At 36.7% G+C, this 25,978-nt stretch carries 21 protein-coding genes and 2 pseudogenes; 20 read left to right on the forward strand and 3 right to left on the reverse strand.

What is annotated here, in order from left to right:
- Positions 1-83 precede the first annotated feature (83 nt).
- The 7 genes from dsdC to FHR28_RS03765 all read left to right on the forward strand — a co-directional run bounded on the left by dsdC (position 84) and on the right by FHR28_RS03765 (position 8,402).
- Positions 84-1,016, forward strand: a complete 933-nt coding sequence (dsdC, locus tag FHR28_RS03735) for a DNA-binding transcriptional regulator DsdC (protein WP_004717679.1) — start codon at positions 84-86, stop codon at positions 1,014-1,016.
- Between the two features lie 788 nt (positions 1,017-1,804).
- Entirely contained in the window at positions 1,805-2,611 is an 807-nt protein-coding gene (locus tag FHR28_RS03740) for a hypothetical protein (protein WP_154130889.1), read from the forward strand.
- Between the two features lie 417 nt (positions 2,612-3,028).
- Complete coding sequence (locus tag FHR28_RS03745; protein WP_004717675.1) at positions 3,029-3,514, forward strand: sigma-70 family RNA polymerase sigma factor; 486 nt, start codon at positions 3,029-3,031, stop codon at positions 3,512-3,514.
- A 7-nt stretch (positions 3,515-3,521) separates the two neighbouring features.
- Positions 3,522-4,502, forward strand: coding sequence for a FecR domain-containing protein (locus FHR28_RS03750; protein ID WP_056513246.1), 981 nt, complete (start codon positions 3,522-3,524; stop codon positions 4,500-4,502).
- Positions 4,503-4,569: 67 nt separating this feature from the next.
- The gene (locus tag FHR28_RS03755) at positions 4,570-5,154 is read left to right on the forward strand and encodes a biliverdin-producing heme oxygenase (RefSeq protein ID WP_154130887.1); all 585 of its coding nucleotides are present in this window, start codon (positions 4,570-4,572) and stop codon (positions 5,152-5,154) included.
- Positions 5,151-5,615 (forward strand): YbaN family protein, encoded by a 465-nt coding sequence (locus FHR28_RS03760; RefSeq protein WP_166781962.1) that lies wholly within the window; start codon positions 5,151-5,153, stop codon positions 5,613-5,615. The genes FHR28_RS03755 and FHR28_RS03760 overlap by 4 nt, the downstream gene beginning before the upstream one ends.
- Positions 5,616-5,693: 78 nt before the next feature.
- Positions 5,694-8,402 carry a TonB-dependent receptor gene (locus FHR28_RS03765; protein ID WP_166781963.1) on the forward strand — a complete coding sequence of 903 codons (2,709 nt, stop codon included), beginning with the start codon at positions 5,694-5,696 and terminating at the stop codon, positions 8,400-8,402.
- A gap of 234 nt (positions 8,403-8,636) precedes the next feature.
- Here the strand turns inward: FHR28_RS03765 and FHR28_RS03770 are convergent, their stop codons facing one another.
- From FHR28_RS03770 to FHR28_RS03780, 3 genes are read right to left on the reverse strand one after another with little or no spacing between them, the layout of a single operon-like run.
- The gene (locus FHR28_RS03770) at positions 8,637-11,726 is read right to left on the reverse strand and encodes a MexW/MexI family multidrug efflux RND transporter permease subunit (protein ID WP_166781964.1); all 3,090 of its coding nucleotides are present in this window, start codon (positions 11,724-11,726) and stop codon (positions 8,637-8,639) included.
- Between the two features lie 12 nt (positions 11,727-11,738).
- The gene (locus FHR28_RS03775; RefSeq protein ID WP_166781965.1) at positions 11,739-12,842 is read right to left on the reverse strand and encodes an efflux RND transporter periplasmic adaptor subunit; all 1,104 of its coding nucleotides are present in this window, start codon (positions 12,840-12,842) and stop codon (positions 11,739-11,741) included.
- A complete protein-coding gene (locus FHR28_RS03780; protein ID WP_056513228.1) occupies positions 12,839-13,267 on the reverse strand; it encodes a DoxX family protein in 429 nt (142 codons plus the stop codon). Before FHR28_RS03780 ends, FHR28_RS03775 begins: the two co-directional genes overlap by 4 nt.
- A 290-nt stretch (positions 13,268-13,557) precedes the next feature.
- Here FHR28_RS03780 and soxR point away from each other — a divergent pair, with 290 nt between their 5' ends.
- The 13 genes and pseudogenes from soxR to FHR28_RS03840 all read left to right on the forward strand — a co-directional run bounded on the left by soxR (position 13,558) and on the right by FHR28_RS03840 (position 25,619).
- Positions 13,558-14,019, forward strand: coding sequence for a redox-sensitive transcriptional activator SoxR (gene soxR / locus FHR28_RS03785; RefSeq protein WP_166781966.1), 462 nt, complete (start codon positions 13,558-13,560; stop codon positions 14,017-14,019).
- Between the two features lie 272 nt (positions 14,020-14,291).
- Complete coding sequence (locus FHR28_RS03790) at positions 14,292-17,096, forward strand: type VI secretion system Vgr family protein (protein WP_166781967.1); 2,805 nt, start codon at positions 14,292-14,294, stop codon at positions 17,094-17,096.
- Between the two features lie 10 nt (positions 17,097-17,106).
- On the forward strand, positions 17,107-18,918 hold the full coding sequence (locus tag FHR28_RS03795; RefSeq protein ID WP_166781968.1) for a hypothetical protein: 1,812 nt from the start codon (positions 17,107-17,109) through the stop codon (positions 18,916-18,918).
- Positions 18,919-18,929: 11 nt separating this feature from the next.
- Positions 18,930-19,919: a hypothetical protein gene (locus FHR28_RS03800; protein ID WP_166781969.1), complete on the forward strand. Its 990-nt coding sequence runs from the start codon at positions 18,930-18,932 to the stop codon at positions 19,917-19,919.
- A gap of 129 nt (positions 19,920-20,048) precedes the next feature.
- The gene (locus FHR28_RS03805) at positions 20,049-20,753 is read left to right on the forward strand and encodes a GAD-like domain-containing protein (protein WP_166781970.1); all 705 of its coding nucleotides are present in this window, start codon (positions 20,049-20,051) and stop codon (positions 20,751-20,753) included.
- A gap of 54 nt (positions 20,754-20,807) precedes the next feature.
- Positions 20,808-20,900 (forward strand): annotated as a pseudogene (locus FHR28_RS22105) (RHS repeat domain-containing protein); the annotation flags it as partial.
- 71 nt (positions 20,901-20,971) lie between these two features.
- The gene (locus tag FHR28_RS03810; RefSeq protein WP_056513199.1) at positions 20,972-21,289 is read left to right on the forward strand and encodes a hypothetical protein; all 318 of its coding nucleotides are present in this window, start codon (positions 20,972-20,974) and stop codon (positions 21,287-21,289) included.
- A 50-nt stretch (positions 21,290-21,339) separates the two neighbouring features.
- The gene (locus tag FHR28_RS03815; RefSeq protein WP_166781971.1) at positions 21,340-21,930 is read left to right on the forward strand and encodes a hypothetical protein; all 591 of its coding nucleotides are present in this window, start codon (positions 21,340-21,342) and stop codon (positions 21,928-21,930) included.
- 136 nt (positions 21,931-22,066) lie between these two features.
- A pseudogene (locus FHR28_RS03820) lies at positions 22,067-23,374 on the forward strand (RHS repeat domain-containing protein); the annotation flags it as partial.
- Positions 23,371-23,928: a hypothetical protein gene (locus FHR28_RS03825; protein WP_056513188.1), complete on the forward strand. Its 558-nt coding sequence runs from the start codon at positions 23,371-23,373 to the stop codon at positions 23,926-23,928. The pseudogene FHR28_RS03820 and the gene FHR28_RS03825, both read left to right, overlap by 4 nt.
- Positions 23,929-24,454: 526 nt before the next feature.
- Positions 24,455-24,694, forward strand: coding sequence for a hypothetical protein (locus tag FHR28_RS21800; RefSeq protein WP_228722013.1), 240 nt, complete (start codon positions 24,455-24,457; stop codon positions 24,692-24,694).
- Between the two features lie 8 nt (positions 24,695-24,702).
- A complete protein-coding gene (locus FHR28_RS21745; RefSeq protein WP_171527299.1) occupies positions 24,703-25,176 on the forward strand; it encodes a hypothetical protein in 474 nt (157 codons plus the stop codon).
- Between the two features lie 98 nt (positions 25,177-25,274).
- Complete coding sequence (locus FHR28_RS03840; protein ID WP_166781973.1) at positions 25,275-25,619, forward strand: hypothetical protein; 345 nt, start codon at positions 25,275-25,277, stop codon at positions 25,617-25,619.
- The last annotated feature ends 359 nt before the right edge of the window (positions 25,620-25,978 follow it).

The following is a 25,978-nucleotide window of genomic DNA, read 5'->3' on the forward strand; positions in this document are numbered from 1 at the left end:
ATGATTTATACGTTATTTATATGGGCATAGGACAGCAAGAAGCATGTGATCAATCATTTTGTTTCAGCAAAAAGGAAAAACGCATGACCAACGCACATAAAAATCTAACTGGTTTTCAGCTCTCAAAACTGTATACATTTGAAGTTGCGGCAAGACATGAGTCTTTTGCACTCGCCGCTGAAGAACTGTCTTTAACCCCAAGTGCGGTAAGTCACCAAATTAATTTGTTAGAAAAAGAACTTAATATCAAACTGTTTTTACGTTTGCATCGTAAAGTAAAGTTAACCACGGAGGGACAGCGGATTTTAGCTGCTTTACAATTTTCATTAGACTCGTTAAACGTTGAAATTAAGGCACTGCAAAATCAGCAACTTGTTGGCTCACTCACGATTTATGCAAGACCATCGATTGCTCAGTGTTGGTTAGTGCCCCAATTGCCTGATTTCATCCAACGCTATCCATTGATTCAACTTTCAGTTTTAACGGGCAATGAGGATGTAAATTTTCAACGTAGCGGAATTGATATTGCGCTTTATTTTGACAATCAACCGTCTTTTCAGTTGAATTATCAGTATTTAATGGACGAATATATTATCCCCGTATGTAGTCCTGCATATGCTGAAAAATTTAACCTCTACGATCATCTAGACAACTTAAAAAACTGCACATTGCTGCATGACTGCCAAGCATGGAGTAACGGCACAGGCGCAGATGAATGGAACAGTTGGACGCAGCATTTTAATGTAAATATGGATCATTCTTCAGAGATGAGTTTTGACCGATCTGATCTGGCTTTGATTGCTGCTAAAAATCACTTGGGTATTACCATGGGACGAAAAAAACTAGTAGAAAAAGACTTAGAAAGTGGTGAGCTGGTAATGCCATTTAAAAACATGTATTTAAAATGTGATCAGCACTACTATATTACATCATTGAAAAATAATGAATTACCTAAAGTTAAAGCATTTAGTGACTGGATAAAAGCACGAGCAAACTCAGAAATAGGGCATCAGTGAAAAATCCTCAACCCTAGAAAAATCCGCAAGCCTTGAATAAAAAATAACAAAATCAATTTTATGCTAAAACCTAAAAATTAATATTTTTTGCTGTTAGAATTTTTATAATGCTTGATTATTATGGTGAATATTTGAGTGTTTATATTTTAATAACGCCAATCAGAATAAAAAATAGACAAACCTAAATATAACGAGAAATAAAAAAGAAATAAAAAGGAAATAAAAAGGAAAGATGCAATAAGTTTTTATATTAACAATAGGATGATGGAGGTGGAAAAGCTAAACTGAAAATGACATTTTAAAATATAAACAACAACAAAATATACGAATTTTAAGGCAGTAAGATCATCGAAAAATACAGATTCTTCCCTAAAGTCATGTTCAAACCTTTATAAAAAAGTAAAGTTTAATTATAAATATTTATTATTTTTCAATATTTTGATGGATTTTGTTGAAGGTTGAAAAGCAGATCTACTAACATTGTTATTGTAAATAAAATTGTAATTGATTATTATTCTCATTTGTTGATTGTGTGTGTATATTTGTAATCCATATTTTTACTTCTGATTTGAAGATACTGGATGACCTGAAATATACACATTTAATGATGATTAATATCATTTAATAAGATTTCTCCCTCATCAATTTAAACCCTGTTGAGCTATATGAATAGGGGTAGGATGAGGGTAATCGATATAACAAGTATCGAATTTAAATATTTATTTTTTAAATAGCAAAATGGAAAGAATTTTTTAATTCAACAAATATTCACCTCCAAGGAAACGAACATGAAAAAATTGGCGCTATGGATGACCAGTTTAACTGCAATGGCAACTGCTGGATCAGCGATTGCTGCTACAGTCGATCAATCCAATGCTTATCAACAGGCATATGCATTGTATGTGCTTTACCATCCTAATAATAAAGAGCAGAACAGTAGCACTTTAATTAAGCAATATACTCAGGACTATGCCGAATTGTTTAAGGCGAATAAAAAAGTCAATCAAGTGCAGTTTGTTCAATACGAGCAAGCACGTTTAGAGCCATTACTTAAACAGCGCCGTGAAATGTCAGAAAAACAGGCGCATGTACGTTATGGCATTCTCGATAATAATAAAGACCAGAAACTGACTTTAAAGGAATTTCAGGAGACAGGTTTAAAAACCTTTAATGAGTTTGATAAAAACTTGGATGGTTTAGTAAATGCAGAAGATGCCAAATTAGCGGGCAATAGTAATGCAACGCATGATGGATTCCGCGTGAAACTACCAATTTCGATGCCGATGCCAAGTAACATCAACGAATTTATTAGCCAATATGGTCAAGGGAAAAACTATGTAACGCTTGGAGATTATCTAACAACGCGTGACAAACAATATTTTGCAACCGATGTGAATGGTGATCATATTGTCACTGAGAAGGAATATGTGGATGAGTTTATGCAACGTTTTGATGCCAATATCGCAACAGGTAAATTCAAAATGCAGGAAACGGCAGCACAACAATTTCAATTGATTGGCAAAGGTAAAACAACAATTCAAGCCAGTGATATTCAAAAATTTGCTAAAAATATGGATCAAGCGATCAGTCAATAAATTATAGTCAATACGTAATAAACAGTTTCTCGGTCATCTTGAGGATGATCGAGAAATTTTTTATTTAAAAACTAAGATAAATCTTTGATATAAATATATTCGGTCTCTTTTATAAGTTCTTTTTTAAAGTATAAATTGACATAAAAACACCCACATCTTTGCATTTTCCCAAAGGAAGAATGAACTTTCAATACTCATATGATTTAATTCAAATGATCATTTTTTGATTTATGAAAGAGGGCTCATAATTCTAAATTAAATGTTCTTTAAGAATTACAATATATCCCATTCGAGTATGTTGCGTAGTCTTATAAATGAGTTGGATGAATTAAAAATTCAATTAAAAGGGCAAACCGAGCTCTTATTTTCTTTATTTTTCTGCTAAGATATTGCTAATAATTCTCATTCTCTTTAAGTATGTCTGATCCTATTAGCACACTATATCGTCATCACCATTCTTGGTTATATCAATGGTTAAAACGTCGCCTCAACCATAGTGAAGATGCCGCTGATTTAGCCCATGATACTTTTCTGCGTATCTTAAAGCGTAAAGATGAATTGTATTTTGATCAGCCGCGTGCAATTTTGACCACTGTTGCCAAGGGAATTTTGATTAATTGGTATCAACGTAAATCGATTGAAAAAGCCTATTTAGAGGCGCTTTCAAGCAGACCTGAATATGATGAAATTACACCTGAGCAAAAAATATCGGCAATTGAATCTTTATGTTTGATTAATCAATTACTCAATCAATTGCCTGAGCGCCAGCAACAGGTCTTTATTTGGTCACAATTAGAAGGGCTGACTCAACAGGAAATTGCAACACGCTTAAATATTTCTACCCGAACCGTGATGCGTGATCTGGTTTCAGTACTGAGTCAATGTTTAGCTGTTATGGATTAATGCCTGCATGTTGCATGATCAAATTTATCAAGAAACAGCGCAATGGATCATTAAAATCCAACACGCACCATTGAATGAAACTGAACAGCTTGAATTTGAACAATGGAAACAGCAAAGTTCCCAACACCAAGCTGCATGGTCTAAAGCCGAACGCTTATTGTATAGCCTTGAGGAATTTCCCGAAGATGGGCAGCAGCTGATTCAGCAAGGCAAGAAAAATGCCCAATTTAATTTAAACAAACAACTGGTGCTTGCCTGTTTACTGTGTTTTGGCAGTGTCATGCTATGGAACTCGGATTATCGCTATATATGGTTATCGGATTATCGTACTGCTGTGGGTCAGCAGAAACAGGTTGAGCTGGAAGATGGGACACAACTTCAATTAAATACCCATACGGCTTTGGACGTGCGTTATACAGCGCAACAACGTATTGTAAAATTACATTATGGCGAAATACAAATACGTACGGCCAAAGAAAAAAATCATGCTTATCGCCCATTCTTGGTCGAAACTGAATCGGCAAATCTGCAAGCGCTTGGCACTGTATTTAATGTTCAGTATTTCAACAACAGTGAAAAGCAAACCTGTCTAGGCGTCATAGAAAGCGCAGTGAAAGTCAGTTTGAACCAGTCCAAACACACTAAAATTGTCCATGCTGGTGAGCAGCTATGCTTTGATGATCGCAATTTTAAAGCATTACAAAGTTTAGATCCGAATATATTGGCATGGAAAAACCATATGGTCATGGCTTTTGAAATGCCGTTGGAAAAATTGCTTCAAGAGATTGGGCGCTATCAACACCAATATATAGATATTGCCCCTCAATTGAAGTCGTTAAAAGTTTCAGGTTCATATCCAGTCAATGACTTTGGCACCTTACAAACAGCATTGCAATTCAGCTATCCAATCAAAGTAGAACGTTATTTCGGGGATCGTGTGTTGAGTATTCAGCCTAAAGCTGAAAATCAGAAAAGTAAAAATAATTAAGAAATGATGTCAGTTTTTACAGACAAGGCGGGTAATACAGTTAAACCAAACAAACTGGAGAAAATTGATGAGCACCTCATTCACACTCAACCGCCTTGCATCTCGTTTAAAAACAGAAACAGCCAGTCAACATGAATATATGCATCAATTAATGGAAAAAGCCCAAGTATTTAAAGACGTCGCACATTATGCAAAATTTACTTTGTCGCAGTATTATTTTCAAAAAAATGTCGAATATTTATTTCAACATCCCAAGGTTGCAGACTTGATTTCTGATTTAGATATTCGTGGGCGTTCGCAAGCAGCTTACTTAGATCTACAAGACCTTCAGATCGAACCAGAATCGTTGGCCTTGGTTACTGAAAAGATCGGCTTTCCTGAAGCGCTGGGTTGGATCTATGTATCTGAAGGTTCTACGCTGGGTGCAGCATTCTTATTTAAACAAGCGCAACAAAGTTTGGGGTTTTCCGCAGATTTTGCTGCGAGAAATTTAGCTGCCTATCCAGAAGGGCGGGCCAAAGTCTGGAAACACTTTATTGAGGAACTTGATCAGGCTGACTTTACTCAAGATGAGCAAGATCGCGTCATTTACGCTGCTCAACAAGCCTTTGATTATTTTGGCGCATTATTAAAAGACATTCATTCAACATGAAGAAAGCGTCTTCTGTCAGCAATCACACACAAGGCAAAGACTTAACGCTGTTAGCGTCTTTGCCGGTAACGCCATCTGCAAATTTACATTCATCCTCAGTGGTGCGTGTGATCTGCATCATCTTGGCAATTTTGTGTCTTGTTCTCGCTGTGGTGGGCATTTTATTGCCGGGGATCCCAACTTTTGATTTCCTCTTTTTAGCAACGATTTTTGCCTCAAAAGGTTCAGCACGCTTGCATCGTTGGTTACATCAAAATCGTTATATTGCAATGTTGCTCGCACAGTATCGTGGCGGTTTTAAACAGATTTCGCGTTCACGTAAATGGATGATGACATTGAGTATTTTATTCGGTACGACAATGTTAATGGTGTCTTCACTGCATTTGCACTTAAAACTTAGCCTGCTGGTCATTTTGCTGATTGGGTTGATCTGGATTTGGACCAGACCAGAAAAAATATAAATTTTCATGTCATGTTTTAACAATTCACTGGGTAATGATTATTGAAAATGAAAATCATTCACAAGTGTGGGCGTTCCTATGAAGTTTAAAAAACAAACTCTGGCCATGTTAATACAGTGCTTTTGCATCAGTGGTGTTTATGCACAAATTACTCCCAATGTTTCAATGGCAGCGAAAAAAGCGCCAGAAAAATATTATCAAATTTCAGAGAACCAATTGGGCTATGTGTTATCAAGTTTTGCAGCACAGTCGGGTATTGCCTTAAGTTATGATGCAAATATTTTAAAAGGGCTGAAAAGTAAAGGAATTACCGGGCATTATAGTGTAAAGCAAGGCTTCGATTATTTGCTTACAGATCACCCTTTTCGGGTAGAGCAGCAAGGTTCGACTTATGTCTTAATTGCTAAATCTGGCTCAGCTAAACCGAATACAGAGAAAAACACTGCGATTGCAAATACAAGCACTCCGTTAAATAACACTTCGCTTTTCAATAATATGGACAGTGATGTTGTTACGCTTCCTCAGATTAAAGTCAATGCTGTACAACAAAAACAAAAGGTCAATACAACACAGCTGAATCGTGAACACATTAGCCGATTTAGAGGCACGGGGAATGGTGATGTGTTTTCTGATATCGCTGGTGTACAAGTCAATAGCCTGCGTAACGAAGCGGGTGCAATAGATATTGGTATCCGTGGAGTACAAGGTGAGGGACGTGTCCCTGTAATTATTGATGGTAGCCTACAATCCAGTCATACCTTTCGAGGCTATCAAGGAGAGAGTGACCGAACTTATATCGATATGGATTTGATTAGTCAGATTGAAGTCGAAAAAGGTGCATCGCGAGCGAAATTTAGTGTGGGCGGTATTGGCGGAATCGTGAAAATGCGTACACTCAGTGCAAACGATATTTTGCTGCCTAATCGTCAATCAGGTGTCATGCTAAAAGGCAGTTTTTATAACAATAACAAAGCACCACAGACCTCAGATAATGAGCGTGAACAGATGTCTTATCTGCTTCGTAATAAACTGTCCTCGAATAATTTTCAAAATGGCGCTGGCACAATCGCTGCTGCTTATCGGAATGATGTATTCGATCTGGTCGCTGCTTATAGTAAACGCGAAGTCGGTAATTACTATGCTGGAAAACATGGCATTGATTATTATGAAGCGCGAGATATTGTTGATGTTGGACCCGGTCAAGAGGTGGTAAATACCAGTTATAAAAGTGATTCTGGCATCATCAAAGCGGGTATGAATATTACAGACGAACATCGTGTTGAAGTGAATATGCGCCGCCATATGCAAAAAGCGGGTGAGGTCATGGCTTTTTATTGGAATAGATCGCAAGTGATTGATCCCAACTCCCCACCTTGGGGATATATCGATGGTGATTATGTTCTACCCAAATATATAGAGGGTGCATATACCATGCCACAATGGTCCCTTGGAACCGCAGCGATTAATGCATTCAGTGCCAACTATACCTATAAGCCCAAGAATAATCAGTGGTTTGATTTAGAGTTAGGGGTTTGGCATACCAATGCCAAATATCGCCAGCACAATGGCATGCTTGGCATAGCCAATTCTCATTATGGCGACCAATACTGGGGAAGTTTTCAGGACTATCGTAGTGGGATTAATTTAGAAAACACCAGTAAAATTGATGCTTTAACCTTGAATTATGGTCTGACATATGACGAGCAACGGATGAAGCCACAAAATCTTATTGATACTGAAATCGCACGTGATGGATTACGTCAAGAGTCCTCTCTATTTCTCAATGGCGATTATATCTTTAAAGATTTTACCCTGAGTTTAGGCAGTAAATGGCATAAGGCAAAAGTTAAGGATTATGGAGACCAGTATGTCGCAATGAGACCGGTCGCCAATTCCGATTTAAATGACAAAGGCTATGCGCTTCGAGATTATGACGGAAAGATCGACTGGATAGCGCAGCTGAATTATCAGTTGCTGAATGGTATTGATGTCTATGGAAAACTCTCCAATATGTACCGCAGTCCAAGTTTGTTTGAATCGACGGTTTCCAAACAAACCTTTAGTTATGATCCAGATCTGCCGATTAAATCAGAGAATTCTCGTCTTGTTGAGTTTGGTTTTATTGGGCACAACGATAACGTTTTCACTGAAGCAGATCAGTTAAAATTCAATATCAATTATTTCCGTAATCAAACCCAAAATTTCCTTACCCAAGGAGTCCAACGTAAAGAGATTGTTAATGAGATTACGCCTGATTTTATTTTGCCTTATACCACCTCATATACTTTTCTAAATTATGAGCAAGTTGTATTGAAAGGTTTAGAGTTTAATCTTGCTTACCAGCATCCAAGTTTCTTTGTAAACATGAACGGAACTTTATATCAAGCACCGAAAGTATGCCCAGCAACGAAAGATGATTGTAATGAGGTCGGAGATTCTTGGAGTCTGATTTCAACACGCTTGCCACCACGTAAACTTTTTAATATTAGCTTAGGCAAGAGTTTGTTTGAAAATAAACTCAATGTGGGGGTACGTGCCAGATATCATTCTGAAAAGAAAAATCCTAAAGGTTGGTTACAGGGTACAGGGGTGAGTGGGCGTGCGGTGACTGAAATTTCTTCGGAAACCTTAGTTGATATTTTTGCGAGCTATAAACTGAATCCAAATCTAAATCTCTCGTTTAATGTTGATAACTTAACGAATCGTTATAACTTTGATCCTGGTACAGTGATCGGTATGCCGATTCCCGGCCGTACCATCAAAGCAGGGTTCGAAATGAGATTCTAGAATCATAAAACAATCAAATCGGCAAAACCCAACTGTAAAAATATGAGTGAACAAAGTAGTGAAAAATCAGTCGCTCTAAATCAGTAGCTCTAAATCAGTGGTTAGAATCACGCACTAAAAAGTTGATAAAGTTCTATAGATATAGAACTTTATCATCAAAAAAATATATTCAAGCGATCTGATCATACACAGAAGCTTAGACAGCAGCATGCTGGTTGTTCAGCCCACTCAACGTCATGATTTTTGCGCCTGTTGGTCAATCTGTTGTAGCTCTTGTAAACGGCTAGAGTGAAGGTCTTGATTGTGTTGACGAGCCAACAGACTGTAAATGGTAGGTAAGACAAAAAGCGTAAAGAAGGTCCCGATCAACATACCGCAGACAATCACAAGCCCTAAGCCAAAACGACTATGTGCACCAGCGCCTGTGGCAAAAAGGAGAGGAATCAGCCCAAACACCATTGCCGCTGTGGTCATCAGAATTGGACGTAAACGAATTTGAGCAGCTTTTAAAATGGCCGCTCGCCGATCTAAACCTTCATGAACTTGTAATTCATTGGCAAACTCAACCATTAAAATACCATGCTTACTAATCAGTCCAATCAGTGTGACTAAACCAATCTGAGTGTAGATATTGACTGTGGCAAGTCCAAAAGCCAAGGGGATTAATGCGCCACAGATCGACAGCGGAACCGTAATTAAAATAATAAATGGATCCATTAGGCTTTCATATTGAGCGGCTAAAACCAGATAAATCACAATCAGCGCGGCTAAAAATGCAAACATCAAAGCGTTACCTTCCTGTACATACTGACGTGCATCGGCTTGCCAGTCATAACTAAATCCAGTCGGTAACTCAGATGCAGCCTGTTCCAGAAAACTTAAAGCTTGACCTAAGGAAACCCCAGCGGCGGGGATTGCCTGAAAAGTTGCAGCATTTTGTTGATTAAATTGAGTGAGTTTATTGGGTTCTACCTGTTCACTTAGACTGACCACAGTCGATAAGGGAATCAGTGTGCCTTGGTCCGTACGAATAAACTGTCGTGTCAGTGCTTGAGCTGTCAAACGTTGTGTATTGATGCTTTGAGGAATCACATCATAGGCACGACCTTGCATACTAAAACGATTGATATAATTCTCACCAACCAATGTCGCCAAGGCTTCACCGATATCTTGCATACGAATACCCAGACTATTGGCTTTGGCCCGATCAACCTCGATTCGAATCACGGGGTTATTAAAGTCAAGATCACTGTCGACCACCACAAAAAGGCCACTTTCACGGGCTTTTTGCTTGATGTTCTGCATCGCCTGATAAATGGTTGAATAGTCTTGTGCACTACGCAACACCATTTGTAAGGGTAATCCACCTGTTGAACCGGGAAGCGCAGGATTTTGGAATACAAAAATACTGCTGCCTTCTACATCACCGACTTTGGCTTGAAGTTGCTGTTGAATTTCATCCGCAGAATGCACTCGCTCAGACCATGTCGAAAGGGTTGTTCCACCAAAACTTGATGCAGGCCCATCTGTACCATTAATAATCCACGTGGTACTGGTTTCGGGGAAAGTCCAGAAGATTTCATCGAGTTTTTGATTAAAGTGCTCAGCATAATTCAGATTGGCATGTTGTGGTGCTTTGATGGCTGCCAATACACTGGCTTGATCTTCATTGGGCGCCAATTCTTTTTGAGGGAGTTGGTAAAGCAATGGAAGGCTAATAAAAATAGCGATCGCAAAAACCACTGTGATCCAACGATGATGTAAGGAAAAATTGAGCAATTTACTGTAAAGCTGGGTCAAATGTTCAAAGAACCATTCGGCTGCTTTTGCCATTTTACCTTCCTGCTGTTTGGATTGAAGTAGAAATGAACTCATAACAGGAGATAGGGTTAAGGCAATAATCCCTGAAACTAAAACTGCGCCCGCTAAAGTAAAAGCAAATTCTTTAAATAAGGAACCAGTTAATCCACCCATTAAACCAATCGGAGCATACACTGCGGCCAGTGTAATGGTCATTGCAATTACAGGGCCTGCGACTTCTCGTGCCCCGATCAAAGCTGCTGCAACAGGGGATGCACCTTCTTCAATATGCCGATGGACATTTTCAACCACCACGATTGCATCATCTACAACCAAGCCTATGGCGAGTACCATGGCTAAAAGTGTGAGTAAATTGATGCTAAAGCCACATAACAGCATTAAACCCAAGGCACCTAACATTGACAGTGGAATTGTCACTACAGGGATCAAGACACTACGTAAAGAACCTAAACACAGATAAATCACCGCAATAACAATAATCAGCGCTTCGATAAAAGTATGTAAAACTTCATCAATAGAGGCATCAATAAAACGGGCTGTTTCATAGGCAAGATTGACTGTAACCCCCGGCGGTAAGGTTTTTTGGATCTCAGGCAATTTATCTTTAATTCCCTGTACGATCACCAAGGGATTGCCTGTAGGCGTCGCTTGTAGACCGACAAAAATTGCAGGTTTACCATCCATAGAGGCACTTGTTTCTGTCGAAGCAGCGCCAAGTTCAACTGTTGCCACATCTTGTAGACGAATTAGATTTTGAGCATCATTGCGTATCACCAGATTTTTAAAGTCCTGAATACTGGTGAGATCTGTGGAAACATTGACATTTGAAACCACCAATTCGCCTTTGACCTGACCCGGTGCGGCTTGATAGTTATTTTGACGGATCGCATTGGCGACATCGGTGGCAGTTACACCACGACTGGCCAAACGATCGGCATCCAACCAAATCCGCATAGCCAAACGCTGACTGCCATAGGTCTGTACCTTAGCAACGCCATCAATTGTAGACAGCATGGGCTCTACCACCCTAGACAAATAATCTGTTAATTCAGCCAAGGACAGTTGTTCGCTGGAAAATCCGATATAGGCAACATCGGTAGATTCACCTGAAGAACGTTCAATGACTGGATCAAATGCCTGTTCTGGTAGTTTGTAACGGACTTGATTAACCTTTGCCATTACCTCTGTTAACGCTTGGGTTGAGTCACGATTTAATTGCATACGTAACGTTACAGCACTGCGACCCTGTACAGTAGAAGAACTGAGATAGTCGATGCCTTCCACCGAAGATACTGCTTGAGCAATGGGTTGGGTGACAAAACCTTGCATAAGCTCAGCAGATGCACCGGGATATTCTGTATTGATACTTATCGTTGAAGTTTCAAGTAAAGGATACTGTCGGATAGGCAGTTTATTCAGGGAAAACAAGCCCGCCAGCAAGATCAAGGTGCTGACAACCAAGGCCAATACTGGGCGTTTTACAAAAAGGTCAGTAAATTTCATTCGCTTATCTCCCTAGACTTTGGGCTTGATCGAGGAAGATTGGGGATGCTCAAGTGTATTTACGGTCGGCTCAACTTGCATACCATCACTTAATTTAAGTTGCCCTGATACAACAACTTGATCACCTGCTTTGAGCCCAGATTTGACTACAACTTTGGCTTGATGGCGCTCACCGAGTACTACAGCCACACGTTGCACAATAAGCTTGTTCTGGTCTTGTTTTGCAAGGAAGACAGTATTGCCATAAGCTGTATAGGTAATTGCAGTTTCAGGAACGACCAAGCTTGGAAGTTCAGATTCTTGGATGTCTAATTTGGCATACATGCCCGGTTTTAACTGTTGATCATGGTTATTTAAAATTGCTTGCCCTTGCACAGTTCGCGATGTTGTGATCAGCGGTTCGATTGCACTTACCACAGCTGTAAAGGACTTTTCAGGAAATGCATCAATTTTGAGTTGTACAGATTGTCCGATTTTTAACCTCGATGCCAATTGTTCATCCAATGTGAAATTGGCAAGAATTTGTCGAAAGTCGACCAGATTAGCAATACTAGTGCCTGCCTCTAAATATTGTCCTTGATGTACTTGGCGTATTCCCATGACACCAGAAAAGGGGGCACGAATCGCTTTCTGTTTTATGCTGGCTTGTAGCTGTTGGATTTCTGCACGCGTCATATCTCGATCAGCCAATGCTGTATCCATTTCTGCCTTTGAAATCGCATGACTATCAATCAGGAGTTTGGTGCGGTGATAGGCCATTTCGGCTTGTTTCAATTTGGCTTGCAAGCGACCTAATTGAGCTTGTTCAACATCGGTATTGAGTTGAATCAGTATTTGACCTTGTTGAACAGCTTGTCCAGATTGGAAATAAATCTGTTTGATCATACCTGTTATTTCTGTTGACACTTTGACTTGTCGGATTGCTTCCAACTCACCAATACTGGAAAGCACTTGTGGAATATTTTGTTCGACCACTGTACTCAAGGCCACTTTGACTGGAGGGTAAGCGCCAGATTGATGCGTTTCACTTGAACGAGAATTTAAATAAAAATAGATTGAGACACCCACGAGAATTAAAGTGATCGCGATTAGAAAAAGCCATTTGTTGTTTTTCATGCGACAACTCCAAGGTTGCGGAGTTGTTGTCGAAAATGACTGGCAATGGTCAGCGCTAAAAGACCGCCAATCACTGAAATATGTTCAAGTGCAAAGTAAAAGGCGATATTGGCTTGGATACCAGACATGTTCCAAAAGTGATGTACAATCACAATTGTCAGTGCTAAAAATACAGAAAGAATCAGTGTGCCGAACCACATATGCCGCTCAAATAAAATACAATAGGCGCCCACAAGCAGAATCAACGCAGAAGCATAATTAAATAACCACGCAGGCTCTAGACCAGCAGCCTGCATTTCCAAAAATCCTGTTTCAACAGCAAGAATTTTACTAAGTCCTGAACTTAGAAATAGAAGCGCAAGACAACATCTGCTGATGGCCCACAGCCATTGGCTTTCTAAACTTAATTTAATGAAATATGGCATGAGAATATTTCCTGAAGAAATAAGACTGGATAATTAAAACCTTTAAAATGAATAGCTTGTTGTTATTCATAACAGCTGTGGCAAGCAGTCTAAAACCTCAAGTTATATTTAGGTCAATGGGCTTTGATCAGAAAATTTGTAGAGGGATAAGATTTTTACAATGGATTAAATTGGCGATAGCGTTTTTTGTATTTTGAGTTGTAATGATGAAAAGCCATGGCAGCTAAGATCAATTGACAAATGTACTTTGCTGAATTATAAAACCTCAAGTAATATTGAGAAATATCAAAATGCAGACAGAAGAAAAAATTGATTTTAATCGAATGATGACGGTAGGAGAGGTGGCTAAACGGAGTGGTGTAGCCGTTTCAACCTTGCATTTTTATGAGTCGAAAGGGCTAATTAAAAGTATTAGAACAAATGGAAATCAGCGTCGTTTTCCATCAATTGTCTTACGTTATATTGGAATTATTAAGGTTGCACAAAAAGTCGGAATTTCTCTGGAGGAAATTAAAAATGCATTAAGTGTTTATCCTATGGGAAGCAAATTAACCGCAGAACAATGGTCAGTGTTATCATCGCATTGGCGTAAGGATTTAGATGAGCGTATTCAAAAACTAACACGTTTAAGAGATGAAATGGATTGGTGTATTGGTTGTGGTTGTTTATCTCTAAAGCAATGTCCTTTACGTAATCCAGAAGATATATTGAGACACCAAGGATCCGGTCCCCGTATTTTAGAGCGTGAATAAGAATCCAATATTAATATTTTATGTGATTGATATTTTAGCTTTTTATCTTGAGCTGTTGATCACTTATGTTTGGTGAAAAAACTCTAAGCACACTTTCAAGCTTTTAATCAGTACAAATGACCATTATCAATAATGATATTGAGCTAAAACGGGCATATTCAAAACCAAGTCAGTGTTGTGTAAATAACCAGTAATAAATAGACAGGTCTGTATAGACAGTCCGCCTAACTTTTTAGTAGAATACATCACAATTTAAAATTAAATAATAATGCATGTCTAACAATATTTACGCTGCTTTGGAGCAGCTTGGCTTATCAGCACAAAAACGTGCGATCCACATACAATTTTCTAATTCGGCGTTGAGCCAACAGGTGTTCCTACAACGTATCGATGGAATACATCAAATCAATGAGGGTGTTCGGCTCCAACTCATCTGTCTTGCAACGTCAGCAACTATCCCTTTAAAAAGCTTTATTGGAACGCAAGCTGCAATTGATATCGTCACAGATAAATCCGAATTAACCCGTATTTCAGGGATTGTGACCCAAGCCGATATTGGCGCATCTGATGGTTCTCTTACCATCTATCGTCTGACTGTAGAAGACCCAACAGCACTTTGGAAACACCGTAGAAACTCTCGAGTATTTATGAATAAGTCGGTTGTGGATGTGATCCAGACCGTGTTCCAAGAATGGGCACAACGCAGCCCGCTGTTTGCTTCAAGTCTAAGTTTAGATAAGAGTGGACTGAGCAAAGACTATGATGTGCGTCCATTCATTATGCAGGCATCTGAAAGTGACTTTGACTTCCTGACCCGTTTGATGAGAAGTGAAGGGATTAACTGGCTGATCGATGAAGCACAACTTAAAGTGTCGAGTTCAACAGAACAAATCCAAGCACAAAAGCTTCGTTTAATTGATGATAATTCGCAATTTAGTGCCTTAGAACGCCGCAATATTCGCTTCCATAGAAGCAGCGCCGTAGAAAAAACTGATTCAATTACCAATTTTATTGGCCAGCGTTCCATTCAACCGACTTCAGTGCATATCCAACGTTGGCAAGCTGATGTATTGGATATTGATGAAGGCGCTGGCAGTGTCCAAAGTAAACACAGCCATAGTGAAAATTATGACAATGCCAGTCTAGCTTTAGAACAAGCATGGCACTTTAGCCCTGCATGGATTCAAGACTTGAATGGTGAAGATGGCGCAACGCCATCGGGCAACAGTCAAATTGAAAAGTTTAACCAAAACCTCAGTAACTACTACGATTCACAAGCCAAACAATTTACAGCAACGTCAACTGTGCGCGATGCACATGTTGGCTATTGGTTTGAACTGAATGAACACCCTGAGATAGATCAACACTCAGGTGCAGACAAAGAATTTTTAATCACGGCTAAAAGCTTTTATAACCAAAATAACTTACCTAAAGATCTCACTGATCAAGTCACCGCTTTAGTTCAACAAAGCAATTGGCAAACAAGTCAAATCACCAGCAACACGAGTGATGAACGTCAAGCCAGTAATTTAACCATTCAACGTCGTAACATCAGCACGGTTCCAGCTTATAACCCATTACAACACCGACCGATTGCATCAGCACAACGGGCCAAAGTGGTGGGGCCAAGTGGAGAAGAAATCCATGTCGATGAATGGGGGCGTATTAAAGTTCGCTTCCTGTTTAGCCGTAATGAAGACAATACCCATGATGGCGGTGCGGGTTCTAATGACAATGACACAGATTCCGCTTGGGTCGATGTCCTGACCCCATGGGCAGGTGAAGGCTATGGGGCGCGATTCTTACCGAGAATCGGTGAGATTGTCGTGATTGACTTCTTTGATGGCAACATTGACCGTCCATTTGTGGTTGGGCGCATCCATGAAGCACAACGTCATCCAAGTAAGTTTGATGACAAAGGCAAACTGCCTGACACCAAGAAACTGGCAGGAATAAAAAGTCGAGAGTATCAAGGCAGTGGCTACAATCAACTGAGGTTTGACGATACTACAGGCCAAATCAGCAGCCAGTTACAGAGTAGTCATGGGGCCAGCCAACTCAACTTGGGCAAACTGAGTCATCCTAAAGACAAAGCGGAAAGTGAAGATCGTGGTGAAGGCTTTGAACTTCGTACAGACCAATGGGGAGCAGTTCGGGCAGGGCAAGGTTTACTACTTTCAACCTATAAACAAGACCAAGCCAAAGGTGATCACCTTGATTCAGAGCTTGCCAAAAAGCAACTTGAGGGTAGTCAGACCAACAGTAAAGCTTTAAGTGATATTGCCAAGAATCAAAAGACGGATGAAATTGAATCGATTGAACAACTCAAAGAATTTACAGAACAGCTTGAGCAAAAAATTGCAAAATTCAATAAAGCCTTACTTTTATTAAGTTCACAAGATGGGATTGCCTTAAGTACCCCTGAAGATATTCATTTATCAGCAGATTCGCAGATCAATCAAATTGCAGGCGATAGCATCAACTTGAGTACGCAAAAGAATTTGATTGCACACGCGCAAAACAAACTCAGTTTATTTGCTGCTCAAGGTGGCATTAAAGCCATTGCAGCACAAAGTAAAGTTGAAATTCAAGCACAGTCCGATGCTTTAGATGTATTTGCCAAGCTGGGTATTACCATTTCATCTACCGATGACAAAGTTGTGATTAGTAGTCCTAAAGAGGTTGTGATTACAGGTGGTTCATCGCAAATTGCACTGAATAATTCAGGAATTTTCCCAAAAACAGGTGGGAAGTTTGAGGTAAATGCTGGGCAGCATGTATTTCAGGGTGGGAGTAGTGTGAATACCAATGTTCCTGTCCTACCGGAATATAATAATCAAAATTGGATAGGCTTAGAACTGCTGGATACACTTAGAGAGCCATTTGCAGATATTGGCTATAAAATTCATTTTGAAAATAATCAGATTATTGAAGGAAAGCTAGATTCAGCAGGCAAAGCGCATCATGACAATGTGCCACAAAAAGCGATAAAAGTTGAATATGAGTTTAATCCAGAAGATGAGCCATGGCCTGATTATGATGATTTATTTCAAGCAATAGAAAAAAATATAAAATAGAGAGAAAAATATGTCTGATTTTTTTGATGATATTGCAAGTGGTGTAAAAAGAATAAAAAACTCGGTTTCTGATACTGTTTCAGATGGCGTGAACAGTGCTCAAAAAACTGTATCTCGAGGGTATGATGTTGCTCAAAAACAAGTTTCAGAAGGTATAAGTACAGCGCAAAAAAATGTTGATGCAAGTGTTGGGGCTGCCAAAAAGAAAGTTCAAGAAATTAGCAAAGAAGTTTCTAAAAATATCGATGTGGGAAAAAAGAAATTAGAAACGGCACAAAAGCAAATCGAAAGTACCGCACAACAGGCTGCTAATGCTGTAACCGAACAAACTTTAAAAAGTGCATTGGCTTTCTTTTCTGCGGCAAAACAAGGGAGTGAAGCAGCAAAGAATGTTGGTATTTGGTTGTGGGAAGTGATCAAAGGGGATTTTCATGAAGATCCTACAGTAGGGCAGATTGCGACTGGAATGGTTATTTCAATGATTCCTATTGTTGATCAAATATGTGATGTACGTGATTTTTTTGCTTGTAGTATACAAGTTAGAGAAAAACCGGATGATAATTTGCCCAAAATTATGATGGTGATTACGATTATTGGAGTTGTTCCAACAATTGGTTCATTTGCTAAAGGTATGTTGAAAATTATACTTTCGATACTTCGTCGGACGTTTAAGAATGTACCCGCTAATTTTCATCGATTACCTGCATTTGAAAAAAGGATAGATGAAACTTTAGAAAAAGCATTAAAACAGGTGAAAGTTTTTTTAAATAGAGCGGATGTTCAAAAGTATCTTCAGTTTAAAAAAATTGGAGACCCATATAAGTTTGTGGCAGGGAAAATTGAAATATTAATAAGTGAAGCAAGCAAAAACAGCTCATATGTAATTAAGCAAGCCAAATATCTTCTTGGAATATTTGATAAATTGATTGGTTATGTTAAGCGATTCGGTGGTAATAATAAGCTTGTCCAGGAAGCACTTGAAGAACAGAAAAAATTAAAAGATTTTATTAATAATAAATTACCTAAATTGCTTCAAGACAATGAAATATTAACTGCTGCAATTAAAATGCTAAGAAAAGTTCAACGACGATTAGAGATCGAAAGTGATATGGCATTTAGAGCGACAGTGAATAAAAAGAATCTAGATAAAATTTGGTTTCCGTACCTAGATGAATTGGAGCAGATGAAAAAGAAGACCCCAAAATGGGCGGATAGAAATAAAACCCCATTACCATATAAAGCTCATTCAAGAGCTGAGCCACCTACAAGTCAAGCCCATTTTTTAAATGAAGGTTACCCAGATATTGGCGATGGTTTTACTACTTTTGCTAGAAATGCAGCTCGTGCCACAGAATTTAAAGAAGGTGAGGTGCTTTATCGAATTATTTCTCCTGGTTCTGCGGATAACTCAGTTTGCTGGATGAGAAAGGAGGAGTTTGCAAAGCTCAGCAATAAGGATGATTGGCGACGTAACTTTGCCGTGTGGGGAAGTTGGAACAGTAATGGAGAGTATGTAACCTATACTGTTCCTAAAGGGGGGTTAAAAGGCTGGGAAGGCAAAACAGGGTCACAAGTGATGGATACCGCTGGTCGTAAGCCTGATGGCATTTCACAATTGGATTGGGATAAAAAAATGAATGAAGCAAAAGAATTTTCATTAGATGGTGGGGCGATCCAAATTGTACTGGATCCTAAAATGTTACAAGTTTCTAACCTTGGCACACGTAAACCCACAGGTTGGGGCTATGGAGACGACGATCTTGGTCATGTTGTTGATTTGGTGGGTGTGCCTGTGCTTAAAAATAGTGTCTATGTGAAATAGTGAGTAAATAAATGATTGATTTACAAAAACTGGAACTCTTCCCCAAAGAAATATATGTAATTGAGCAATTTACAACCTATAGGTATTATTACCAAACTGTTTTACTTTGGGAAGACTTAATCCAGTATGCTGAAAAACTTTTAGATCAATACAGTGCAAATTTAGCCCCTGATCATCGTTCACAGCATCCATCCCATCAGGCTGACTATGTTTGGGGAACAATGGTACTGCCTAATTTTAAAGGGACACTTCACCATTTATTAGATGGACTTGAAGATTTAAAAGCTGGTTTTTTGCCGATACTTAGACGGATGAGTAGTATTCGTAATGATCTTATCGCTCAATGGCGAGATTATCCCTATGACTGGATGGATCAAGTGCAAAAAGGTGCAAGTGTAGTATTTAAAGAAAAAAGAGATATTCTATCTATTAGGGCAACCAATATTTATATTACGAGTGATTACCATGATTCCCAATGGGATTATAAGAATTTATTAGAAGATAGGTACTTAATCGGTATAAATTTTCCTAATTCCTTGCCTAAATATAAACTTAATACTGCTGTAATGATAAAAACTGATGAACCAATTATGGTTACTGGTATTTACCGCTCAACTGAACCCTATTCAGCGTGTAAGTTTTTAATGCAGGAGTTAAAAATGGGCGCTGAAAACGATGATGACTGGAAATTAGCGCCTGAAGTAAGTGCCTTTGAAAATAATCCAGATCTCTGGACCACACCTGATACGATTGAAGACCCAAGAGAGGTACCAACAACATGGATATTGGTTGAACAAGTGACTGAAAACAATGATGCAGATTTTGTGTCAAATAATTTGGGGATATCTCAAAAAGGTGGGGAAAAATGCTCAAAGACAGGATATTGGACGACACCAGCTCAACCTGATACACGTCCTTACTTTACGCAAGGCGAAATATTACCAACCTTATCACAGACCGATTGGGGGGAAGTGTATTGGTATTTTGATGGGCTAGACTAAAATTTTTTCAATTAAATAAGAAGCTATCTATAAAAGGATGGCTTTTTTTATTGACAATGCTGTCAAAGGCGTTTCCCCTACTGTTAAAGACACAACCAAACTCAATGTAAAATTAGAGAGATGTAAATAATGTTACCGATAAACCAACAGGAAGAAATAAAAAAATATTTTGACTATTTTAAGGTTAAATTTACGAATATTAAGATTGGTAAAAAGCCTTCGCCTGAGTTTATTGCTCAATATAATCATACTTTTCCCGAATACCTATTTTATATTTGGGAAAAGTTAGGTTTTGCTTCATTTGAAAACGGTGGATTCTGGTTAGTTAATCCTGCGGATTATGAGGATGTTTTAGAATCGTGTTTAAAAGATACTGATTTTACTCAATATGATGATTTCTATGTTATTGGTCGAAGTGCTTTTGGTGAGCTGCATACTATTGGTAAAAATACGAGGTCAAAATTAACAATAGATGTTGTAAATTTAAGAATTTATCCCTCAATGAGGGAGGTTCAAGAATTAGAAGAAATGGATCATCTTGGAGCTTTTTTATCAACTATAGTTACTCAGGCAAAAAATGAAGATATAGATATTTATGATAAAAATGAAAAATTACTTTTTGATCGCTGTTTAACTAACTTAGGTGAGCTTAAAGAAAATGAAATCTATGCATTTGAACCTCCTGCGGTACTCGGTGGGAAACAAGTCATAGAGAACATGAAGAAAGTAGATTTATTCCAATATATTCCTTTTGTTGCTCAGTTGGATAAGTTCCAAGTCATGTTAGACATTGCTAAAGAAGTCGAAAAACAAGGAGTAAAGCCAAATAACTAATTTTATAGCAGTTTAAGGAGGCTGATTTTAGTCTCTTTCTTTATCAAGTTTTAAGGGGGGAGTAAAGCCCTGAAATACGATGATCAAGGTAACTTACTTAGCTATACCGATTGTTTAGGTAAAGAAACTGAATATATGCATGTAGAATGCTCACAGGGCGTTATTCATGGACATCCAATTTCTAAAACGACACATGATAGTTATATTAAGAGGTCAAAATGAGTATTTGGTGGGAAATAGACATTAAAACAGGAATTGTAGATCATGACTCTATTTCTTGGATAAATGATAATTTTGAAGTAACAGAAGATACAGTTTTTGATTTATCTCAAGATTTATTGCAAATTAATTTTAAAAATCAAAAAATTATTTTAGATGTAGGGTGGTATCCTGATTTGGATGAAAATGGAGTATTTAGAACGGAATTAATTAAAGATAATGATTGGGAAAACCCAATTATCTCTGTCGAATCTAAAAATATAGGAAGTCTGAAACATGATATTGGTAGAGTTATTAGTGATCGAATATATGAATAATAAACTTATAGTATTTTGAATAAATTTAATTTATTAGCTTGGGTGATTCAATGACTATAAAGTTGGAAATTTTAAATGAGTTGTTAAAGTATGATTATCAAAAGGAATATTTTAAATCATTGGAAAATAATTTTGATATAAAAGAAAGTGATAAAACTTTAGAACTTGTTAGATTGGTTTATAACTTATTTGTTCAAGAGTTTGATAATTATTCTGTGATCAGAGAATTTTTAGATAGTATAGAGTTTTGCGATTTTAATCGTAAAAATTCAATCCAATGGGCAAGTCTTTGTTATTTATATCAAATTAAATATGTTGTAAATGAGAATATTAACTTAAGAAAAGAAATCATTTCTATTTTAATGAAAGATCTTAATGATAATAAAGTAATGGAAGAAAAGCGTTTTAATCGGGTAATCAATGGAAGTGAAATAGCTTCTAGAATCGAGACTAGGAACAAGGAAAAAAAATTGGGACGAGAATTTTATTATACTAACTCTATAGCATTAATAATTGATATGTTGAAAAAAAATATATATGAGTTCAAAGATAAAGAAGACTCTTTTTTATTACAGGATAATATTATTTGTGAAATTAATGAGTTAAAAAATATTTTGCCTACTTTAGAGGAAATTTTTTAAATTTTGAATATTAATCAATCTGAGGTCTTTTTTATAAATCAAAATTGTTTGAGTATTGATGCATAATTTAAAAAAGAAATATATTTATATTCAAAAGCTTATAGATATTCAGTTTAAGCGATTAGCGGGCATTTGACGTATACTTGAAGCCACCAGTAAACTCGGTAAAGAAACCTTTAGCTTTGACCCAGCCAGTAACATCATAGATCGCTACAATGATGACAAAGCCCAACATCAAGATCAAAACCATGTACAACGAGCAGAAGAAAAAGGCTATGGTTACAATCGTCTAGTCAATAACGTGGTCAAAGAATACCTCGACCAACAATACCAATATGATGCATACGGACAATTGGTTCGACAAAAATCAACGCAAGGTGATTTAAATCTTGAGTGGGATGTTTATGGTCGAATGATCAAAAGCCGTAACAGCCAATATACAGCAGAATATCGCTATGACGCTTTAGGACGAAGAATACAAAAACGTAGTAAGCACCACCATACAGGTGATGAGCACAACATCATCTATGGATGGGATGGTGACACATTAGCTTATGAGTCAACAGAACAAGCCACTAAACACTATATCTACGAAAAAGATAGTTTTGTGCCGATGCTGCAAGCCGTCTATCAAAGCCCTATAGAATTACATCAAACACCTGATTGGTCAGACAAGCCGTATAGTGTACATCGTGACCCACTATGGAAAACTACCAAGCAAAGCAAAGGCTTTGATGATGTATGGTTCTACCACTGTGACCATTTGGGTACACCACAAGAAATGAGCGACCATACAGGTTCGATCATTTGGAAAGCTGAATATAAAGCTTGGGGTGAGTGTAAAACTGAAAAAGCTAAATCCAGTTTCTTTGAAAACTCTGAAATCATCAGCAACAACATTCGTTTCCAAGGTCAGTATTTTGATGAAGAAACTGGGCTCCATTACAACCGTTATCGTTACTATTCACCTTATGTGGGGAGATTCGTAAGTAAGGATCCGATTGGATTATTGGGAGGAAATAATTCTTATCAATATGCATCGAGTTCAACTGGTTGGATTGATCCACTTGGGTTAATGACTCAATGTGAAAAAAGTCAGAAAATTTATAATGAAAAATTAAAGGAGATTAAACATCTTATCGCTATTCATGACTATACTAATAGACCAAATGCTAAATTGAAAATAGCAGGTGGAGTTAGTGGTTCGATTGGTTATACAAAAGCTACAGGAATATTAGTTGGGCCAGGTGCTGGAGATCACGTTGAAAAAGGAAAAGGATTACTTACTAGTTTTAAAAAGACTATGAAAAGTGTAGACAATGCATTCAGTCTATGTGTGAAAGATAAAGCAAAATTACATATGTATGCTGATCCATATATTAGAAAGTTAGAAGGAGCTTTGGCAATGCCTGTTAAAGTACAACCAACTGGAAAGCGAATATGAAATATTTTAATCATAATATAGAGTTAATGGAAATTAAAAAACTAAATGAAGATGAGAAATTTGAATTTTGGGTGCATCCAAAATATGTAATAGGTTTTAATAAAAAAGACTTATTAAACTTCAACTCAGAACGGAATTATATTAATAATCACTATAATAATGAAGAGGTTGAGTCGCCTGATGTTGTAATTATTGATTATTTAACCTCGTGTTTAAAGGCTGATCAATATCAAAATGAGTCCAATGGGTATTTTATTAAATATACTGATATGTTAGATGCTGTATTTTTCTTGATTAAAGAATTATTCTCATCAAAGGCTAGTTATCCATTTGCTTGGTGGGGGGAGTATTTACTTGACTCTGATAATTGTAATCGAGTTTTTGAAATTATATTTGACGAGTTTAAGCAATCGAAAAATAATCATGTTAAAAATTTATTAAGAATATTCTGTATTGAATTGCTATCTGGTAAATCTAGAGAATTAAATGAAAAAAACAATTTAAATTTTAAAAAAATAGAAGAATTTCAAACGGAAAATACTTCTATGTATTAAATTAAATTGTGAAAGTAGTGAGAGGAATTAATGGGCTTTGTAATTTAAATAACTTATTAATACTAATAAAAATGGTATTAATATAAAAGATAATGCTACGGAATAAATACTCATGATAACGAAAAAATTATAACTCTTTTAAACGGAATACCTAATGTTGACACCGTCATTTATTTCTAAAGAACTGTTAGGTAAGTTTAAGCTAACAACCACAGATTTATAAAATTAAATTCTTAATTTAGGGCTAAGTATTAAAAGTCACGGGTAATTGATAAAAATGCTGATAAATTGAATCTTCTAGTTCAGGGTGAAAGAGAATTTTTGCTTGATAGAATATAAGTTCAATTAGTTGGGTAGATCCACTTGGTCTTCAAAAAAGTGGTAAGCAAAAGTAAGGATCAGCAAAGCCAGAAGAAGGCACTCCTAAAAAACATGCCCGCATTCGAATGTAGTTAATGCTTTAGAGAATTTCCAAACAAAAAGGTATCAGTTTGGAAGCAATACATATATTTTAGACAAAGCTGCAATGACTCATATTTTAAAACGACATCATCCAGAATATTGGGATGGTTCAATTAAAAGTACACAGTCTTTCTTGTGTCCGAGTTTGTCAATAACGCAAATTGAAACAGAAATTAAAGCTGTACTACAAGCTAATCGTGAAAAATTAGCAGAGGCAGGGGCAAATGCAAAAATGTTCCAACTGCCTAAAACAAATTGTCGAGTAGTTGGGTTGAATCGTGGGCGAATAGGGCAATTTTATTAAGAGGCAGTATGATTGAATTTAAGTCACTCATTAAAATTAATGAAAATTATGTAGATATCAATGATTTTACTTTATCTCATCAAGTAAAGAGTCTTGATTGGGACTATGTTCAAGGAAAAATCATAATTTTTTATTATGGGAAGGAAATTTTTGGATCAGAAATTGTAGATGATATTAATTGGTTTTGGGGATTTATTGCTGATGGATTTAATGAGTTTTTTGAAAAAGGAGTTTATGATATTGGCTTTCCTTCGCAGGATATACGTTTTGTTTTGGTAAAAATTAAAAAAAATATTATTAGTCTTAAAATTACATCAGAAAATATAGTTTATTTAAAGAAAAAATTTGATTTGATTGATTTTTTAAATTCTTTTTTTACGGTGCTATTAATTATTTTGTTTTTGAAAAAAATTAATAAAGATGAAAATATTGAAATGGATAGGAAAATTGGTTTAATAGAATTATATAAGAAAAATCTTTGAAGTTTAAATAGGATCTCATTTTTGAAATAATAACATATGAAATATTCAAATAAAGGCTTAGTAAGTAATGATTTTTACTTTTTTGTATAAGGTGTAAAATGAAAAAAAGCTTTTTTTTAACATATACTTCAAAACTTAAGATGTTTGATTTAGAAGAAATTTTTCAAAATAAATTTGATATTTATTTTATTAAACATAGTAGTGATTACTTAGGTGAATACTACTCATATGAGGGATTGTTCTGTGATCAGTTTAAATTATTAAATAATAAGTTGCCTGATAATAATTATCAAATAACTGATAGTGAAATTGTAACTATTTTGAAATTTGGATTTTTTAATGGAAAAAATAAAGAAAAACAAAGTAAATACGAATTTATGAAAAAGCAATTGGAGAAAATTAATAATTTGAGTTTATATTCATTTGAAGTTTTTGAAAATTAGTGATCATTGTCGTGTAATTATTTGGAAAATCAATTATATTGTTTAGGATTGGCGAGATCATTAAATAATCTTAGAAAGATTATTTAATGATTCTTATTAGAAAAGGATAAATTAAATATGAGTTTTAAAGATTATTTGAATGAGAGTTTTTTTATGCCTTACAAGGTAAAAAGAAATTGGATGATTGTAAAAAATCATCTATATAACGTAGATTTGAAATAGCTAAGCTCCTTAGAAGAAGATGAAAAGTTTGATGTTATAGATGCATAATTTTATAAAAATATTTTTTATGAATTGTATGAGATCGAATTAAATTCAAAAAATAAAAATTAATTTTAGATTTTTATATTTATCCAGAA

The organism is Acinetobacter sp. BIGb0196, assembly GCF_011759595.1.
GTDB classification, from domain to species: domain Bacteria; phylum Pseudomonadota; class Gammaproteobacteria; order Pseudomonadales; family Moraxellaceae; genus Acinetobacter; species Acinetobacter guillouiae.